Here is an 18,255-nt window from a genome sequence, read left to right as displayed (position 1 = left end):
CAGCGGCATCGCGTGTGACCACAAAGTCGCGTGTGACCACAACGTCGCGTGTGACCACCACGTCGCGCGTGGCCACCGCACGGTGTGTGTATCTGTCGTCCGGCCGGGCTACCGGCCCCACCCGGCACCGGAGGTGCGCGCATGACCGCCCTCGATCGACTCGCGGCGGCCCCGGGGACCGTGCTCGCCGCCGAGGACCTGTCGATGTTCGGCCGCGACCCCTGGTGGCTCGTGGCCGTCAAGGCCGTGTTCTGCTTCGCGTTCCTGATGGTGACCGTGCTCTTCGCCATCGTGTGGGAGCGCAAGGTCGTCGCCTGGATGCAGTTGCGCATCGGCCCCAACCGGCACGGCCCCTGGGGGCTGCTCCAGTCGCTCGCCGACGGCGTCAAACTGATGCTCAAGGAAGACGTCGTCGTCAAGCGCGCGGACAAGGTCGTCTACATCCTGGCGCCGATCGTCGCCGCCGTACCGGCCTTCATGGCGATCGCCGTGATCCCGTTCGGCCCGGCGAACAACGAGGTCTCGATCTTCGGGCAGCGCACCACGATGCAGCTCACCGACCTGCCGATCGCGATGCTCTACATCCTCGCGGTCGCCTCCGTCGGGATCTACGGCATCGTCCTCGCCGGCTGGTCGTCCGGATCGACGTACCCGCTGCTCGGCGGCCTCCGCTCGTGCGCGCAGATGATCTCGTACGAGATCGCCATGGGCGCCGCCTTCGCCTCCGTCTTCCTCTACTCCGGCTCGATGTCCACCTCCGCGATCGTCGAGGCGCAGGCGGACCGCTGGTACATCCTGCTGCTGCCCGTCTCCTTCGTCCTCTACATCGTCACGATGGTCGGCGAGACGAACCGCGCGCCCTTCGACATGCCGGAGTCCGAGGGCGACCTGGTCGGCGGCTTCAACACCGAGTACTCGTCCATCAAGTTCGCGATGTTCATGCTCGCCGAGTACGTCAACATGGTCACCGTCTCGGCCGTCGCGACCACGCTCTTCCTCGGCGGCTGGCGCGCCCCGTGGCCGGTCTCCACCTTCTGGGAGGGCGCGAACCACGGCTGGTGGCCGATGCTCTGGTTCGTCCTCAAGGTGCAGCTGCTCCTCTTCTTCTTCATCTGGCTGCGCGGCACACTGCCGCGCGTGCGCTACGACCAGCTGATGAAGCTCGGCTGGAAGGTCCTGATCCCGGTCTCGGTGGTCTGGCTGATGCTCGTCGCGACCGTACGCGCGCTGCGGAACGAGAACTACGACTTCCAGACGATCGTGCTGTACGTGGCCGGCGCGGTCATCACGCTGCTGCTGCTCTCCTTCGTCGTCGACATCTTCCGCGACAAGCAGGACAAGGCCGCGGCCGCGCGGGAGCCCGAGCCACCGGCCTTCGACCCGATGGCGGGCGGGTTCCCCGTGCCGCCGCTGCCCGGGCAGAGCCTGCCGCCCGTACCGCGCAGGCGCCCGCGCGGGGACCGGGAGCTGATTGTCAGTGGCGGGGGCAATACTGTGAGTGACGGTACCGAGAGTGACGGAAAGGAGGCTGACGGTGTCTGATTCTTCGCGCGAGGAACCTCGCGCCCCCCGGAATCCGGTGGCCGGCTTCGGCGTGACCTTCAAGGCCATGTTCAAGAAGCGGCTGACCGAGCAGTATCCGGAGCAGCAGAAGGTGACGGCTCCCCGCTTCCACGGCCGGCATCAGCTGAACCGGCATCCGGACGGCCTGGAGAAGTGCATCGGCTGTGAGCTGTGCGCCTGGGCGTGCCCGGCCGACGCAATCTACGTGGAGGGCGCGGACAACACGGACGAGGAGCGCTACTCCCCGGGAGAGCGGTACGGCCGTGTGTACCAGATCAATTACGCGCGCTGCATCCTCTGCGGCCTGTGCATCGAGGCGTGCCCGACCCGGGCGCTGACGATGACCAACGACTTCGAGCTGGCCGACAGCTCCCGCGAGAACCTCATCTACACCAAGGAGGAGCTGCTCGCGGGCCTGGAGGACGGCATGGTCGACTCGCCGCACGCGATCTACCCGGGCATGGACGAGCAGGACTACTACCGGGGCCTGATCACGGAGGCCGCTCCCGGCACGGTCCGGCAGACGGCCACCAAGGGTGAGAAGCCGCAGGAGGGTGCTTCGGACTTCGGCTCCGAGGAGCCCGCGTCGCGGAAGGTGGCCGGTAAATGATCGCGCTCGCGGGCTCGTTGGCGGCGGCGGCCTCGTCCGCCGCCGCCCCCACGGCTGCCGCCCCCTCCTCTCTTTCCTCGTCTCTCTCCACCTCCTTCCATTCATCCCTCACCTCGTCCCTCACCTCCGTCGCGGTGTCCACGACCTCGACCGGGGAGGCCGTGCAGTTCTGGATCCTCGGGACGGTCGCCGTCCTCGGCGCGCTCGGCACGATCCTGATGAAGCGAGCCGTGCACAGCGCGCTGTGCCTGGCCGGGACGATGATCGTCCTGGCCGTTTTCTATCTGGCCAACGGGGCGTATTTCCTGGGCGTCGTCCAGGTCGTCGTCTACACCGGCGCGATCATGATGCTGTTCCTCTTCGTCGTGATGCTGGTCGGTGTCACCGCCGCCGACTCCCTCAAGGAGACGCTCAAAGGCCAGCGCTGGCTGGCGGCCCTGTGCGGGGTCGGCTTCGGCGTGCTGCTGATCGCCGGCATCGGCCATGCCTCGCTGAACTCCTTCAACGGGCTGGGCCAGGCCAACGCGGGCGGGAACGTGCAGGGCCTGGCCGCCCTGATCTTCACGAAGTACGTGTTCGCCTTCGAGATCACCGGCGCCCTGCTGATCACGGCGGCCGTCGGCGCGATGGTGCTCACCCACCGCGAGCGCACCGAACGGCTCAAGACACAGCGCGAGTTGGCGCAGGAGCGCGTCCGCGCCGGCGTCCAGCTGCCGCCGCTGCCGGCTCCCGGTGTCTACGCCCGGCACAACGCGGTGGACATCGCGGGCCTGCTCCCCGACGGCACGCCCTCCGAGCTGACGGTCAACAAGACGCTGAAGGACCGCGGTCAGATCCGCGACGTGTCGAACGAGGCCATCGCGGACCTGCGGGCACTGGAGCAGCGCTCCAGTGAGCGGCTCGGCCGCGCCGGCGGCGCGGGCGGCGGTGCGGGTCGTCCGGGCGGCGGTCAGGGCGGCGGTTCGGTCGGCGGTCCGGTCCGGGACAAGGGGGAGGAGATCAAGCGATGAACCCGGTCTACTACCTCTATCTCGCGTCCCTGCTCTTCACCATCGGCGCCGCCGGGGTGCTGATCCGGCGCAACGCGATCGTGCTGTTCATGTGCGTCGAGCTGATGCTCAACGCGTGCAACCTCGCGTTCGTCACCTTCGCCCGGATGCACGGCAATCTCGACGGCCAGATCATCGCGTTCTTCACGATGGTCGTCGCCGCTGCGGAGGTCGTCGTCGGACTCGCGATCATCGTGTCCGTGTTCCGTGCCCGCCATTCGGCCTCGGTCGACGACGCCAGCCTGATGAAGCTCTGAGGGGCGCTGAATCGTGGAGAATCTGATCGCGCCGCTCATCGCGGCGCCCTTGCTCGGAGCCGCCGTCCTGCTCTGCGGCGGCCGCCGGCTCGACCGTGCCGGCCACTGGATCGGCACGGTCCTGGCCGGGGCCTCCTTCGTGATCGGCGTGCTGCTCTTCGCCGATCTGCTCGGCAGGGGTGCCGAGGACCGTACGCTGCACCAGCACCTGTTCAGCTGGATCCCCGTCGAGAGCTTCCGGGCGGACATCGCCTTCCAGCTCGACCAGTTGTCGATGACGTTCGTCCTGCTGATCACCGGTGTGGGCACCCTGATCCACATCTACTCGATCGGGTACATGGAGCACGACGAGCGGCGTCGCCGCTTCTTCGGCTACCTGAACCTGTTCCTGGCGGCGATGCTGCTGCTGGTCCTCGCCGACAACTACCTCCTGCTGTACATGGGCTGGGAGGGCGTCGGTCTCGCCTCGTACCTGCTCATCGGCTTCTGGCAGCACAAGCCCAGCGCGGCCACGGCCGCGAAGAAGGCGTTCCTGGTCAACCGCGTCGGCGACCTGGGCCTGTCGATCGCGATCATGCTGATGTTCACCACGTTCGGGACCTTCACCTTCGGCCCGGTGCTGGGAGCGGCGGGTGACGCGTCGGAGGGCAAACTGACGGCGATCGGCCTGATGCTGCTGCTGGCCGCCTGCGGCAAGTCGGCCCAGGTGCCGCTCCAGTCCTGGCTCGGAGACGCGATGGAGGGCCCGACCCCGGTCTCCGCCCTGATCCACGCGGCGACGATGGTGACGGCCGGCGTCTATCTGATCACCCGGTCCGGAGCGATCTTCAACGGGGCGCCGGACGCACAGCTCGTGGTCGTGGTGGTCGGCGCCGTCACCCTCCTGTTCGGTGCGATCGTCGGTTGCGCGAAGGACGACATCAAGAAGGCGCTCGCCGGATCGACGATGTCGCAGATCGGCTACATGATCCTGGCGGCGGGCCTCGGCCCGATCGGCTATGTCTTCGCGATCATGCACCTGGTGACGCACGGCTTCTTCAAGGCCGGGCTCTTCCTCGGCGCCGGTTCCGTCATGCACGGCATGAACGACGAGGTCGACATGCGCAAGTACGGCGGCCTGCGGAAGTACATGCCCGTCACGTTCGTCACCTTCGGCCTCGGCTACCTGGCGATCATCGGCCTCCCCGGTCTCTCCGGGTTCTTCTCCAAGGACAAGATCATCGAGGCGGCCTTCGCCAAGGGCGGGACGGAAGGCTGGATCCTCGGCGGCGTCGCCCTCCTGGGCGCGGCGATCACCGCGTTCTACATGACGCGCGTGATGCTGATGACGTTCTTCGGCGAGGAGCGCTGGCGCGGCCGGGAGACCGCCTCCCCCGCCGAGCCGAGCGCCGAGCCCGCGGCCGAGGAGCGCGGCCGGCACGCGGAGCCGCATCCGCACGAGTCCCCGAAGTCCATGACCATCCCCATGGTGGTCCTGGCCTTCGGCTCGGTCTTCGCCGGCGGGCTCTTCTCCTTCGGCGACAGCTTCGTACGGTGGCTGGAGCCCGTCACCGGTTATGCGCACGGACACCCGCCGATCAGCGCGGCGGCCGTCACCACCGCCACGGTCGTGGCGCTGGTGATCGGTGTGGCCGTGGCCTGGCTGATGTACGGACGCGCCCCGGTGCCGGTGACCGCGCCGCGCGGCTCGCTGCTCACCCGTGCCGCCCGCCGGGATCTGCTCCAGGACGACTTCAACCATGTGGTCCTGGTGCGCGGCGGCGAGCACCTCACCCGCTCCCTGGTCTATGTCGACCACACCCTGGTCGACGGTGTCGTCAACGGTACGGCGGCGTCGTTCGGCGGGCTCTCCGGCCGGCTGCGCAAGCTCCAGAACGGCTACGCCCGCTCCTACGCGGTCACGATGTTCGGAGGTACGGCGGTGCTGATTGCCGCGACCCTGCTGATGAGGGCGGTGTGAGACCGAGATGTCCTTCCCTCTCCTGACGGCGACGGCGGCCCTGCCCGCGCTCGGCGCGATCGCCACGGCGGCCGTTCCGGCCGCCCGGCGCACCGCGGCCAAATGGCTGGCGCTGTCGTTCTCGCTGGGCACGCTCGCGCTGGCCGTCGTCGCGCTGGCGCGCTTCGAGCCCGGCGGCGCCCGCTACCAGCTCACCGAATCGCATGCCTGGATCGCGGAGTTCGGGGTGCGTTACGAACTGGGCGTGGACGGCATCGGGGTGTCGCTGCTCGCGCTGACCGCCCTTCTGGTCCCGTTCGTGATCCTGGCGGGCTGGCACGACGCCGACCCGCTGGAAGACGCACGACCCAATCGCCGCTGGCGGCCCACCCAGGGTTTCTTCGCGCTGATCCTCGCGGTCGAGGCGATGGTGATCCTCTCCTTCGAGGCCACCGACGTCTTCCTCTTCTACATCCTCTTCGAAGCCATGCTCATCCCGATGTACTTCCTCATCGGCGGCTTCGGGGACCGGGCGGCACCCGCTCAGTTCGCCGCCGAAGCGGCGGGCGGCGGGGACGAGGCGGCGGCCACCCAACGGTCGTACGCGGCCGTGAAGTTCCTGCTCTACAACCTGGCCGGCGGCCTGATCATGCTGGCCGCCGTCATCGGCCTCTATGTCGTCGCCGGCACCTTCTCTCTCACCGAGATCGCCGAGGCGCGGGCGAACGGGTCCCTGTCGATGGCGACGAACACGGAGCGGCTGCTGTTCCTCGGCTTCTTCTTCGCGTTCGCCGTGAAGGCCCCGCTGTGGCCGCTGCACACTTGGCTGCCCAACGCGATGGGCGAGGCCACCGCGCCCGTCGCGGTCCTGATCACGGCGGTGGTCGACAAGGTCGGCACGTTCGCGATGCTGCGCTTCTGCCTCCAGCTGTTTCCCGAGGCGTCGAAGTGGGCCACGCCGGCGATCCTCGTGCTGGCGCTGATCAGCATCGTGTACGGGGCGCTGCTCGCGGTCGGCCAGCGCGACATGAAGCGTCTGATCGCCTATGCGTCGATCTCGCACTTCGGCTTCATCATCATGGGCATCTTCGCGATGACCAGCCAGGGCCAGTCCGGCGCCACGCTCTACATGATCAACCACGGGATCTCGACGGCGGCGCTGATGCTGGTGGCGGGCTTCCTGATCAGCCGGCGCGGCTCGCGTCTGATCGCGGACTACGGCGGGGTGCAGAAGGTGGCGCCGGTGCTCGCGGGCACGTTCCTGATCGGCGGTCTCGCCACGCTCTCGCTGCCGGGGCTCTCTCCGTTCGTGAGTGAATTCCTGGTCCTGGTCGGCACGTTCAGCAGGTATCCGGTGATCGGCATCATCGCCACCCTCGGGATAGTGCTCGCGGCGCTCTACGTCCTGGTCCTCTACCAGCGCACGATGACGGGCCCGGTGAAGGCCGAGATCAGGACCATGCCGGACCTGAGGGTCAGGGAGCTGGTGGTGGTCGCCCCGCTGATCGCGCTGCTCCTGTTCCTGGGGGTCTATCCCAAGCCGCTCACCCAGATCGTCGATCCGGCGGTCGAGCACACGCTGTCCGACGTGCAGAAGACCGACCCCAAGCCCGAGGTGGAGGCCGCCCGGTGAGTGTGACAGCCGTCCACAGCCTGTGGACAACGACGGCGGCCCCAGACGCCCCTGGAGTGCCGGCCATCGACAGGATCCCGGCCCCGACCATCGAATACGCCCAGCTGGCACCCGTACTGATCGTGGTGGGCGCCGCAGTCCTGGGGATCCTGGTCGAGGCGTTCGTGCCCCGGAAGGGGCGGTACCACGCACAGCTGTTCCTCTCCGTCGTGGCGCTGGCCGCCGCCTTCGCCGCGGTGGTCGCCCTCGCGGCCGGCGGGTACGGCACGACGAAGAAGCACATCGCCGCGATGGGCGCCATCGCCATGGACGGCCCGACGCTCTTCCTCCAGGGCACGATCCTGCTGGCGTCGATCGTCGCCGTGTTCACCTTCGCCGAGCGCCGGCTCGACCCGGAGGCGCACGGCAACCGCGTCGACTCGTTCGTCGCGCAGGCCGCGGCCGTACCCGGCGGCGAAGGGGAGAAGGCCGCCGTCAAGGCCGGTCTGACCACCACCGAGGTCTTCCCGCTCGCCCTGTTCGCGGTGGCCGGCATGCTGGTCTTCCCGGCGGCCAACGACCTGCTGACGCTCTTCATCGCGCTGGAGGTCCTCTCGCTCCCGCTCTACCTCCTGTGCGCGCTGGCCCGCCGCAAGCGGCTGATGTCGCAGGAGGCCGCGGTCAAGTACTTCCTGCTGGGCGCGTTCTCCTCCGCGTTCCTGCTGTTCGGGATCGCCCTGCTGTACGGGTACGCGGGCTCGGTCTCGTACGCCCGGATCGCCGAGGTCATCGGCGGCTCGGTGCAGAGCGTCGACCCGGCGCTCGCCGACACCATGGGCAATGACGCGCTGCTGCTGATCGGTGCCGCCCTGATCCTGATGGGCCTGCTGTTCAAGGTCGGCGCGGTGCCCTTCCACATGTGGACCCCGGACGTCTACCAGGGCGCGCCCACCCCGGTCACCGGCTTCATGGCCGCGGCGACCAAGGTGGCGGCCTTCGGCGCGCTGCTCCGGCTGCTGTACGTCGTCCTGCCGGGGCTGCGCTGGGACTGGCGGCCGGTGATGTGGGCGGTGGTCATCGTCACCATGCTCGGCGGCGCGATCGTCGCGATCACCCAGACGGACATCAAGCGGCTCCTGGCGTACTCCTCGATCGCGCACGCCGGGTTCATCCTGGCGGGCGTGATCGCGGCGACGCCCGACGGGGTCTCGTCCGTCCTCTTCTACCTGGCGGCGTACTCCTTCGTGACGATCGGCGCGTTCGCGGTCGTCACGCTGGTGCGGGACGCGGGCGGCGAGGCGACGCACCTGTCCAAGTGGGCCGGCCTCGGCCGCCGTTCGCCGCTGGTGGCGGCGGTCTTCGCGGTCTTCCTGCTCGCCTTCGCCGGTATCCCGCTCACCTCCGGCTTCTCCGGCAAGTTCGCGGTCTTCAAGGCGGCGGCGGACGGCGGCGCGGGCGTGCTGGTGGTGGTCGGTGTGATCGCCTCGGCCATCGCGGCGTTCTTCTACATCCGGGTGATCGTGCTGATGTTCTTCAGCGAGCCGAAGCCGGAGGGCCCGACGGTCGCGGTGCCGTCGGCGCTGACGACGGCGGCGATCGGCGTGGGCGTCGTGGTCACGCTGGTGCTGGGAGTGGCGCCGCAGTACTTCCTGGACCTGGCGGGGCAGGCGGGAGGCTTCGTGCGGTAGCCGTAGCCGTAGCGGGCCGTGGTGTGGGCCCACGCTCGCGGACGCGGTCGGTGTCCGGCACCCCGGGGGAAGGGCCGGACACCGATTGCGTCTGGGGCCTACAGGTCGTCTGTGAAGTCCGGGCGCGGCATGATCGCTGTGAGGTCCAGGTCCATCGGTAGGGGGGACGAGACCTTCATACGGTCGCGGAAGATGCCGGTGGCGACGTAGACACCCGTGGCCGGCTCCAGCTCGAAGACGTAGACCACGGCATTGCCGGTTCCGTCGTTCTCCACCCGCCAGTAATGCTGGATCCTGGCCCGAGCGTATTTGAGCGGCTTGCTCATCCGATCGCGGGAGATTGAATCCCTGGAGACCACTTCGACGGCAAGCAGCACGGTCTCGGCCGGAATCCGGGTCTGCTCGTGTGCGAGCAGAACCTTCGCGTCACAGAGGATGACATCCGGTTCCGGTCGGTTCTGCTCGTCGATGTCGATGGTGAACTCGCGGAGAACGAGCAGGTCCGAAGGTGCGACGGACTTGAGCTGCCACTTGAAGAAGTCGACCGCCTCCTCATGGAAAAACGTCTGCGGACTCACGAAAACAAGGCTCCCGTCGATCAGCTCCGTGTGCGGAGGCAGGTCCGGAAGCTGGTCCAGGTGATCGGCTGTCCAACCGCCCGCGGGCGGGATCGGCCACCTGGGAATGGAGGCATCGGGCTGGGTTGCCTCGGGGTCGACGCTCATTAGTGCTCCCATGTGACGGAGTCTCGCGAGTAAACCCAGCGTAACCGCCGGATACGGGATAAAACCCATGCGAACGAGTGATCGGATCACGTGGCGTTGACGCGCCCGACGGCGGTGGCGGCGAGGGCGACGGCTCACGCGGGCACGATCCGCCCGCTCACCTCGCCCAGGCCCACGCGGACACCGTCCGGGCCCGGGGCCCAGGCGGTCAGGGTGATCTCGTCGCCGTCCTCCAGGAACGTCCTCGCGCCGCCGGGCAGGTCGAGGGGCTCGGTGCCGTTCCAGGTCAGTTCCAGCAGGGAGCCGCGTTCACCGCGCTCCGGGCCGCTGACCGTGCCGGACGCGAAGAGGTCTCCCGTACGCAGCGAGGCGCCGTTCACCGTCATGTGGGCCAGCTGCTGCGCGGCCGTCCAGTACATGCCGGCGAACGGCGGCTCGGAGATCACCTGCCCGTTGAGCGACACCGAGATCCGCAGGTCGAAGCCGCCCGGCTCCTCCTCGTCGGAGTCGTCCAGATAGGGGAGGAGCGGTTCGGTGCGGGCCGGGGGCGCCACCCGGGCCTCGTCCAGGGCCTCCAGCGGGGTCACCCAGGCGGAGACGGACGTGGCGAAGGACTTGCCCAGGAACGGGCCGAGCGGGACGTACTCCCAGGCCTGGAGGTCACGCGCCGACCAGTCGTTGAGCAGACAGAGCCCGAAGACATGGTCGCGGAAGGCGGACTGGGGCACGGGCACGCCCTGCCGGGACGGCGCACCGACCACGAAGCCGACCTCCGCCTCGATGTCGAGCTTGACGGAGGGCCCGAAGACGGGCGCGGGATCGGCCTGCGCCTTGCGCTGGCCCGAGGGGCGCACCACGTCCGTACCGGAGACGACGACGGTGCCCGCCCGGCCGTGGTAACCGATCGGCAGATGCTTCCAGTTGGGCGTGAGTGCGGCCCCGTCGGGGCGGAAGATGCGGCCGACGTTGGTGGCGTGGTGCTCGCTCGCGTAGAAGTCGACGTAGTCGGCGACCTCGTACGGCAGGTGCGAGGTCACCGTGGCGAGGGGATGCAGGAGCGGCTCTATGTCCGGCCGGTGCGCGGGGACGGTGACCCATGCGGTCAGGGCGCGCCGGACGTCCCGCCAGGCCGTGCGCCCGGCGCCCATCAGCGCGTCGAGACCGGGCCGCGCCAGCAGCGCGGCGTACGGGGAGCCCAGCGCGAGGGCCGCGGCGCCGGCGTCGAGCACATGGTCGCCGATGCGGACCCCGACGCGGCGCCGGTCCGGCTCGTCGGCGGTGGAGAAGACGCCGTACGGCAGGTTGTGCGGTCCGAAGGGATCGCCTTCGGCCGTTTCGAGCGGGCTCTGCTCGGGCATACGGTGCGCCTCGCTTTCCAGGTCGATGAGGACACGTTACGTCGGCGTGGCGGATGTACCTGGGGGTTTTCGAGGGGTCCGGGGCCGCGCCGCCAGTCAGTTGATCACCGTCACGCCGTCCGCCGACTCGGCTCGTCCGTGACGGGCCGCCAGATACGCGTACAGAGGGGCGGGAGGGGAGCGTAGGGGCGCGCGGGCAAGGGAAGGGGAAGGAGGCGAGGGAGACGGAGGCGCGGGTGTTGCCTCTCCGTGTTCGGTTCCGTACCGGTCGTCGTTCCAGGCCGCCGGTCAAAACGGCCGCTGCGGGGCGTACGGCCGATCACGAACATACCGGGACCTCCGGGAAGGCGCCCATGGTGATCGAAAGGGGACCGGATACGCTGACTTGAGTGATGACAACGACACATCGACAATCCGTGTGATCGTCAGCAGACAGGAGTACCTCTCGTGACCGTCGTGGGGCCGTTCGGGCTGAGCGTGCGGGACCAGGCTCTTGAGGCCGATGTCCAGGCGGGGTTGGCGGCCGTGGAGGCGGGCCTGCTCGACGCCACCAAGAGCGATGTGCCCTTCATCACGGAGGCCGCTCAGCATCTGGTGCGGGCCGGCGGCAAGCGCTTCAGGCCGCTGCTGGTGATCCTCGCGGCGCAGTTCGGTGATCCGGACGCGCCGGGCGTGGTCCCGGCGGCCGTCGTCGTGGAGCTGACGCACCTGGCGACGCTCTACCACGACGACGTGATGGACGAGGCGGAGGTCCGTCGCGGTGTGGACAGCGCCAACGCCCGCTGGGGCAACTCGGTGGCCGTCCTCACGGGTGATTTCCTGTTCGCCCGCGCCTCGCACATCCTGGCGGATCTGGGCCCCGAGGCCGTCCGGGTCCAGGCGCAGGCGTTCGAACGGCTGGTCACAGGCCAGATCCTGGAGACGGCGGGGCCGCGTGACGGACGCGATCCGGTCGAGCACTACATGGACGTGCTCGGTGGCAAGACCGGTTCGCTGGTGGCCGTCTCGGGCCGGTTCGGCGCGATGGTGTCCGGTGCGGACGAGGCGGTCGTGGACATCCTCACGCAGTACGGGGAACGGCTCGGCATCGCCTTCCAGCTCGCCGACGACGTCCTGGACATCGCGAGCGATTCGCACGAGTCCGGCAAGACGCCCGGCACGGATCTGCGCGAGGGGATCCCGACGCTGCCGGTGCTGCTGCTGCGCGCCGAGGCCGAGGCCCACCGGCGCCCGGAGGACCTGGCACTGGTCGAACTGCTGGCGGGCGACCTGGCGGACGACGCGCGGCACGCGGAGGCGCTCCGCCTGCTGCGCGCGCACCCGGCGCTGGAGCGGGCGAGACGGGAGACCGTGCGGTACGCCGAGGCGGCACGGGCGATGCTGGCGCCGCTGCCGGAGTGCGACGCGAAGCGGGCGCTGGAGGAGCTGTGCGACGCGGTGGTGCACCGGGCCGGGTGAGGCGGCCCAGGCGTCCGCTGTGTGGCTGACGGGTCCCTGACAGTTTCGACTCCCGCCCGACGTGCGCGCGACCGGGGGCGGTCGTACGGGTCGGCCGTACGGGTCGGCCGTGTGCATTGGCCGTGTGAGTTGACGGCCGTCCGCCGCTGTACATCTCAGGGTCCGGGCCCGTACGTCATCCCAGAGCAGTACGGGAAGTTGCTCCCGGGGGCTGACGCCTACAGACGGCTGATTTGGTCAGATGGTCAACACCACTCCTTACCAATTCAGGTGAGACTGGCGGCGCGGGGTGGACGCGGGCAACGGACGGAAGCCGCCGACCACGGAGGTAGGGCACACATGGCACCGAACGACAGCGCACAGGCCACGGAGGAGGACAGGGAGCCCGGCGCGCTCCGCCGCAAGGCGACGCGCTACGCGGTTCCCGTCGCGGTGGCGGGCGTGGCTGCGGCGACCATCGGGCTCGTCCCGGCACTCGCCGCCACCGGCGACCCCGATCTGCCGAAGATCAGCGCACAGCAGCTCATCGAGAAGATGGCGGCCTCGGACACCGAGCGGCTCTCGGGCTCGGTGAAGATCACCACGGACCTGGGTCTTCCGTCGCTGGCGGGCCTCGGCGACATGATGGGCGGTTCGCCCGCCCTCAAGGGCGGCGGGGGCGGCCAGGGGGACGGCTCCGCCGCGGACCCTGCCGCCAAGCTGGCGGAACTCAGCTCGGGCTCGCACACACTGCGCGTCGCGGTGGACGGCGCCGAGAAGCAGCGCCTCTCGATCGTGGACGACGCCGCCGAGTACAGCCTGATCCACAACGGCGACGAGGTCTGGGCGTACGACAGCGCCTCCAACGAGGCCTACCACGCGAAGTCCCCGGGGTCCTCCGCGGCGTCGAAGGACGGCGCGGACAAGGGCGGGCACAAGGGCGGGGGCGCGTCGCACGACGAGCTCCCGGCGACTCCCCAGGACTTTGCCGAGCAGGCGCTGAAGGCGGTCGGTGACACGACCTCCGTGACGGTCGACGGCACCTCGCGGGTCGCCGGGCGGGACGCGTACCAGCTGTTGATCAAGCCCAAGCAGTCGGGCTCGACGGTCGGTTCGATCAAGGTCGCGGTCGACTCCGAGACCGGCACCCCGCTCAAGTTCACGCTGGCGCCCAGCAGCGGTGGCAAGGCCGTGCTCGACGTCGGGTTCACCGACGTGGACTTCGCCAAGCCCGCCGCCTCGGCCTTCGACTTCACTCCGCCCAAGGGCACGAAGGTGACGGAGGGCGAGAAGTCCGGGCAGGAGCCCCGGAAGGCCCCCCAGGGCCCGCGCGGCCCGCAGGGTCTGCCGCTGCTGCCCGGCGGTGACCATGACGGCCAGGGCGGCATGAAGGTCATCGGCGAGGGCTGGACCGCGGTCTACGTCCTGGGCGAGGGCGCGGGCAGCCATGCGGGCGCGCAGTCCGAGAAGGCGGAGAAGCAGGCGAAGTCGGCGAAGCCGGAAGGCATGCCGGCGGACGCCGAGAAGCTGCTGGGCTCGCTGGGCAACCGGGTCGACGGAAAGTTCGGTTCGGGGACGGTCTTCGAGACCCGGATCGTCAACGCCCTGGTGACGGACGACGGCACGGTCTACGCGGGCGCGGTGACGAAGGAGGCGCTGCTCAAGGCCGCCAACGAGGCGAAGTGACGCCGGACTGAGGCAGGACCGCCGCGGAACCGCCGCGGAGCGCGGAACGCCGAACCGACGCGGAACGCCGAACCGACGCGGAACGCCGAACCGGCGCGGGAACGAGCCGCCCCGTCGCACCTCGTGTGCGGCGGGGCGGAACGCTGACCGGCGCCGGTCCGTTCAGGAAACGGGGCTCCGCGGTCGATGACGGACGACGAGGAGCGGGACGGACGTCGAGGGGAGGACGGGCCGTGGGTGCCGGACCGGGTACGCACGCACACGAAGGGCTCGCGGCGGGCGACGGCGCCGTGATCGAGACGCGCGGTCTGACCAAGCGCTACCGGGGCGGTCGGCCCGCGGTCGACCGCCTCGACCTCGCCGTGCCCGCCGGCAGCGTCTTCGGCTTCCTCGGGCCCAATGGATCGGGAAAGACCACCACGATCCGGATGCTGCTGGGCCTGATCGCGCCGACGGCCGGTTCGGTCGGGCTCCTCGGCCGGCCGATGCCCGGCGCGGGGCGCGCCGTCCTGCCCGAGGTGGGGGCGCTGATCGAGGGCCCCGCGCTGTACGGGTACCTGTCGGGCCGGGACAACCTCCTGCGGTACGACTCCGCCGACCCGACGGCCGACCCCCGGACGCGTACCGCGCGGGTGGCAGCGGCGCTGGACCGGGTGGGGCTGGCCCCGGCGGCGGGGAAGAAGGCCAGGGCGTACTCCCTCGGCATGAAACAGCGGCTCGGCCTGGCGTCGGCGCTGCTGCGCCCGCGCCGGCTGCTGGTGCTGGACGAGCCGACCAACGGACTAGACCCGCAGGGCATGCGGGAGATCAGGGCGCTGGTGCGGGAGCTGGCGGCGGAGGGCACGACCGTTTTCCTCTCCTCGCACCTCCTCGACGAGATCGAGCAGGTGTGTACGCACGTCGCGGTGATGACCCGGGGACGGCTGATCACTCAGGGGACGGTCGCCGAGCTGGCGGCCGGGGCCCGCGGCCGTCTCGCGGTCACGACGCCGGACACGGGCGAGGCGGTCCGGGTGCTGGCGGGGCACGGGGTGACGGACGTGAGCGTGGCGGGGGACAGGGTGAGCGGCCGGCTCCCCACGGGGGACATGGCGGCCACGGAGGCGGGTACGGCGGCCACCACGGGGGCGGCAGGCACGGAAGGCACGGCAGGCACGACAGTCACGGCAGGGACGGTCGACGGGGCGGGTGCGGCAGGCGGGGCGGCGTCCGTGGATCCGGCCGATCTCAACGCCGCCCTCGTCCGCGCCGGGGTACGGGTACGGGCGTTCGGCGTCGAGCGGGTTTCCCTGGAGGACGCCTTCGTCGCGCTGACGGGGGAGGGCTTCGATGTCGCGGGCTGAGCCCCCTGCCGCCGCGGCGGGGCGGGGAGCGGAGGAGAGCGTTGGCGTGGACCCCGAGGCGGGCGCGGACCCCCAGGTGGGTGCGGGCCAGGCGGGTGCGGGCCCCGGGGCGGGCGGCGGTCGTGACGTGGGTACCGGTCGTGAGGCCGGTGCCCCGGTCCGGGCGCGGCGGCCTTGGTGGACGCCGGCACTCGTCCGTTCCGAGCTGACCATCACCTTCCGCCGCCGGCGCACGGCCGCCCTGCTGGCCGTCCTCGCGGCCGTACCGGTCCTCATCGGCATCGCCGTACGGATCGAGACGGGCGGTGGCGGAGGGGCCGGGGGAGCCGGCGGGACCGGGGGCGGCGGCCACGGCATGACGGGTGGCGGTGGCCCCGCCTTCCTCACCCAGGTCACCAACAACGGCCTGTTCCTGGTCTTCGCCGCCCTCGCCGCGACCCTGCCCGTCTTCCTGCCGATGGCGGTCGGCGTCATCGCGGGTGACGCGGTCGCGGGCGAGGCCGGCGGCGGGACGCTGCGCTACCTGCTGGTGGCACCGGCGGGGCGGACGCGGCTGCTGCTCGCCAAGTTCGTCTCCAGCCTGGCCTTCTGCCTGGCCGCGACGCTCGTGGTGGCGGCCTCCGCGCTGGCCGTCGGGGCACTGCTCTTCCCGCTGGGAGAGGTCACGACCATCTCGGGGACCCGGATATCGTTCGCCGAGGGGCTGATGCGGGCCGCGCTGATCGCGGTGATCGTCGCGGCCTCCCTGGCCGGCGTCGCCGCCCTCGGCCTGTTCGTCTCCACCCTGACCGGCAGTGGGATCGCCGCGATGGCGGCCACGGTGGGCGTGGTGATCACCGCGCAGATCGTGGACACGATCCCGCAGTTGCACGCGATCCAGCCGTACCTCTTCCCGCACTACTGGCTCTCGTTCGCGGACCTGCTGCGCGAGCCGGTCCACTGGGAGGAGATCGGCAGGAACCTGGGACTTCAGGGGCTCTACGTGGCGGTGTTCGGGTCGGCCGCGTGGGCGCGCTTCACGACGAAGGACATCACGTCGTGACCGTCGGCGTCTGGGCCGCCGGGGCCGTCGGGTGCGCCGTCGGTCACGGGACCGCCCGCGTGCGCGGTGTACGCGTACGTACACCGCGCACGCGGGCGTGCCGGTGTGCGGGCCTGCGCCGCGCGGGGGTTCGTGACTACGCCGACAGCTCCCAGAGCGCGTAGGCGATCGCGTCGCTGTTGCGGTCGAGCGCCGTGTCGTTGATGTTCGACGTGGTGTCGCAGGAGCGGTGGTAGCAGCTGTCGAAGGCCCGCCCGGAGGTGCCGCCCCACTTCTGCGCCTGCGCGGCGGTCTTGATGTAGTCGGCGCCGCTGAACAGCCCGCCGACCGGTATGCCCACGTTCTTGAACGGGGCGTGGTCGGAGCGGCCGTCGCCCTCCGTTTCGATCTCCGTCGCGACGCCGAGGCCCGCGTAGTAGTCCTTGAACGTCTGCTCGATCGTGGGATCGTCGTCGTAGACGAAGTAGCCGGGGTTCGGGCTGCCGATCATGTCGAAGTTCAGATAGCCGCTGACGCGGGCGCGGTTCGCGGAGGACAGGTTGTTGACGTAGTACCGCGAGCCCACCAGCCCCAGCTCCTCCGCGCCCCACCAGGCGAAACGGAGGTGTTTGGCCGGCGCGAGCTTGGCGCGGGAGACGGCGAGCGCGTTCTCCAGGAGGGCGGCCGAACCGGAACCGTTGTCGTTGATACCGGCGCCCGCCGTGACCGAGTCCAGGTGGGAGCCGGCCATGATGACCTGGTCGGTGTCGCCCCCCGGCCAGTCGGCGATCAGGTTGTAGCCCGTGGCGCCGCCCGAGGTGAACTGCTGGACGGTGGTGGTGAAGCCCGCCGCGTCCAGCTTGCCCTTGACGTAGTTCAGGGACGCGAGATAGCCGGCGCGGCCATGGGCACGGTTGCCGCCGTTGGCCGCGGCGATCGACGACAGCTGCGTCAGGTGCGCCTTGACGTTGGCGAGCGGGATGTCGGGAGCGGCGAGGACGCGCGCCGCCGGAGCGGGCGCGGGCGCCGCGGCCGCGGGTGCGGGCGCCAGGGGGGCGGGCGCCGCCGTGGCGGCAGGCGCGGCACCGGCCAGCAGTCCGGTGAGAGCGAGGCCGACGGCGGCCGTCAGTCTCGCCTGACGGGCGGGTATGCGACCGGGGACGGAATGTCTCATGTGGGGGCTCCGGATTCCGAACGGGGACAGGACGGAAGTGCGGGACGCCCCACGACGGTCGGGCCGTGGGGCGCGTGGAGCGGTTGTCGCGTGGTGGGGCGCGTTTGAGCGTTGCGCGCGCTGAATGGTCAGTGCTCCGCCGAGCTGACGTCAAGAGCGCGAACGGGACACGGGAGTTCCCCCGGCGGCGGCGCGGGGGCCGGGAGGCCCGGGGGCAGGCGGCCGGCCTGGAGGGACGGGTGGCCCGGGAGGCCCGGGGGCAGGCGGGCCGGGGGACAGGCGGCCCGAGGGACGGGCGGCTACGCCACGCAGAACTCGTTCCGTTCGGGGTCGAGCATGAGTGTCCACTCGCCCCCGTGCTCCTTGACCTGGCGCACCACGGTCGCACCGAGCCCCTCCAGACGCTCGACCTCGGCGACACGGCCTCCGGGGCCGCTGTGCACGTCGATGTGCAGCCGGTTCTTCGCGGAGGTGGCCGTCTTTCGCTCCGGTACCCGCTGGAAGAGGATGCGGCGGCCGAGCCCCGTACCGCTGGTCTCGTCGTAGGGATCGTCCGGATGACGGACGGCGATCAGATCACGAAAGGCACGCCGGCCGTGTGATTCCACGGTGGCGGCGGCCGGCACCTGGCCGAGCGCCAGCAGCCGGTCGACGAGGGCGCTGTTGTCCTCGACGACGTACCCGAGTGCCGTTGCCCAGAAGTCGGCCTGGCTGTGGGGGTCGTTGGCGTCGATGACGAGTTTCCAGTGCAGAGGCATGGGAACACTTGTACTAGCCGGGCGAGAGGGGTGCA

At 70.5% G+C, this 18,255-nt stretch carries 15 protein-coding genes; 11 read left to right on the top strand and 4 right to left on the bottom strand.

What is annotated here, in order from left to right:
* The first annotated feature begins 141 nt into the window (after positions 1-141).
* From nuoH to nuoN, 7 genes are read left to right on the top strand one after another with little or no spacing between them, the layout of a single operon-like run.
* A complete protein-coding gene (gene nuoH, locus ACU6P3_RS13740) occupies positions 142-1,542 on the top strand; it encodes an NADH-quinone oxidoreductase subunit NuoH (RefSeq protein WP_030742062.1) in 1,401 nt (466 codons plus the stop codon).
* The gene (gene nuoI / locus ACU6P3_RS13735) at positions 1,535-2,173 is read left to right on the top strand and encodes an NADH-quinone oxidoreductase subunit NuoI (protein ID WP_447197355.1); all 639 of its coding nucleotides are present in this window, start codon (positions 1,535-1,537) and stop codon (positions 2,171-2,173) included. The genes nuoH and nuoI overlap by 8 nt, the downstream gene beginning before the upstream one ends.
* Positions 2,170-3,183 carry an NADH-quinone oxidoreductase subunit J gene (locus tag ACU6P3_RS13730; RefSeq protein WP_447197354.1) on the top strand — a complete coding sequence of 338 codons (1,014 nt, stop codon included), beginning with the start codon at positions 2,170-2,172 and terminating at the stop codon, positions 3,181-3,183. Before nuoI ends, ACU6P3_RS13730 begins: the two co-directional genes overlap by 4 nt.
* Positions 3,180-3,479, top strand: coding sequence for an NADH-quinone oxidoreductase subunit NuoK (gene nuoK, locus ACU6P3_RS13725; RefSeq protein WP_447197353.1), 300 nt, complete (start codon positions 3,180-3,182; stop codon positions 3,477-3,479). Before ACU6P3_RS13730 ends, nuoK begins: the two co-directional genes overlap by 4 nt.
* A 13-nt stretch (positions 3,480-3,492) precedes the next feature.
* Positions 3,493-5,439, top strand: coding sequence for an NADH-quinone oxidoreductase subunit L (gene nuoL, locus ACU6P3_RS13720; RefSeq protein WP_447197352.1), 1,947 nt, complete (start codon positions 3,493-3,495; stop codon positions 5,437-5,439).
* 7 nt (positions 5,440-5,446) lie between these two features.
* Positions 5,447-7,051 carry an NADH-quinone oxidoreductase subunit M gene (locus ACU6P3_RS13715; protein ID WP_447197351.1) on the top strand — a complete coding sequence of 535 codons (1,605 nt, stop codon included), beginning with the start codon at positions 5,447-5,449 and terminating at the stop codon, positions 7,049-7,051.
* Positions 7,048-8,718: an NADH-quinone oxidoreductase subunit NuoN gene (nuoN, locus tag ACU6P3_RS13710; protein WP_447197350.1), complete on the top strand. Its 1,671-nt coding sequence runs from the start codon at positions 7,048-7,050 to the stop codon at positions 8,716-8,718. The genes ACU6P3_RS13715 and nuoN overlap by 4 nt, the downstream gene beginning before the upstream one ends.
* A gap of 98 nt (positions 8,719-8,816) precedes the next feature.
* Here nuoN and ACU6P3_RS13705 read toward each other — a convergent pair whose 3' ends face one another.
* Together ACU6P3_RS13705 and fahA are read right to left on the bottom strand one after the other, a co-directional pair.
* Positions 8,817-9,443, bottom strand: a complete 627-nt coding sequence (locus ACU6P3_RS13705; protein WP_030742076.1) for a Uma2 family endonuclease — start codon at positions 9,441-9,443, stop codon at positions 8,817-8,819.
* Between the two features lie 134 nt (positions 9,444-9,577).
* On the bottom strand, positions 9,578-10,801 hold the full coding sequence (gene fahA / locus ACU6P3_RS13700) for a fumarylacetoacetase (RefSeq protein WP_447197349.1): 1,224 nt from the start codon (positions 10,799-10,801) through the stop codon (positions 9,578-9,580).
* Positions 10,802-11,248: 447 nt separating this feature from the next.
* Here fahA and ACU6P3_RS13695 point away from each other — a divergent pair, with 447 nt between their 5' ends.
* The 4 genes from ACU6P3_RS13695 (at position 11,249) to ACU6P3_RS13680 (ending at position 16,309) form a co-directional block, all read left to right on the top strand.
* On the top strand, positions 11,249-12,259 hold the full coding sequence (locus ACU6P3_RS13695) for a polyprenyl synthetase family protein (protein ID WP_030742080.1): 1,011 nt from the start codon (positions 11,249-11,251) through the stop codon (positions 12,257-12,259).
* A gap of 339 nt (positions 12,260-12,598) precedes the next feature.
* Positions 12,599-13,924, top strand: a complete 1,326-nt coding sequence (locus tag ACU6P3_RS13690) for a LolA family protein (protein WP_447197348.1) — start codon at positions 12,599-12,601, stop codon at positions 13,922-13,924.
* 233 nt (positions 13,925-14,157) lie between these two features.
* Positions 14,158-15,267, top strand: a complete 1,110-nt coding sequence (locus ACU6P3_RS13685; RefSeq protein WP_447197347.1) for an ABC transporter ATP-binding protein — start codon at positions 14,158-14,160, stop codon at positions 15,265-15,267.
* Positions 15,254-16,309, top strand: coding sequence for an ABC transporter permease (locus ACU6P3_RS13680; protein ID WP_447197346.1), 1,056 nt, complete (start codon positions 15,254-15,256; stop codon positions 16,307-16,309). The genes ACU6P3_RS13685 and ACU6P3_RS13680 overlap by 14 nt, the downstream gene beginning before the upstream one ends.
* Before the next feature lie 136 nt (positions 16,310-16,445).
* Here the strand turns inward: ACU6P3_RS13680 and ACU6P3_RS13675 are convergent, their stop codons facing one another.
* The gene (locus ACU6P3_RS13675) at positions 16,446-17,462 is read right to left on the bottom strand and encodes a M28 family metallopeptidase (protein WP_447197345.1); all 1,017 of its coding nucleotides are present in this window, start codon (positions 17,460-17,462) and stop codon (positions 16,446-16,448) included.
* Positions 17,463-17,761: 299 nt separating this feature from the next.
* A complete protein-coding gene (locus tag ACU6P3_RS13670) occupies positions 17,762-18,220 on the bottom strand; it encodes a VOC family protein (RefSeq protein WP_447197344.1) in 459 nt (152 codons plus the stop codon).
* Positions 18,221-18,255: the final 35 nt, after the last annotated feature.

This window comes from Streptomyces hebeiensis, assembly GCF_052983195.1.
The sequence above is the reverse complement of the archived record's forward strand: the minus strand, read 5'-3'. Positions and strand labels throughout refer to the sequence as shown.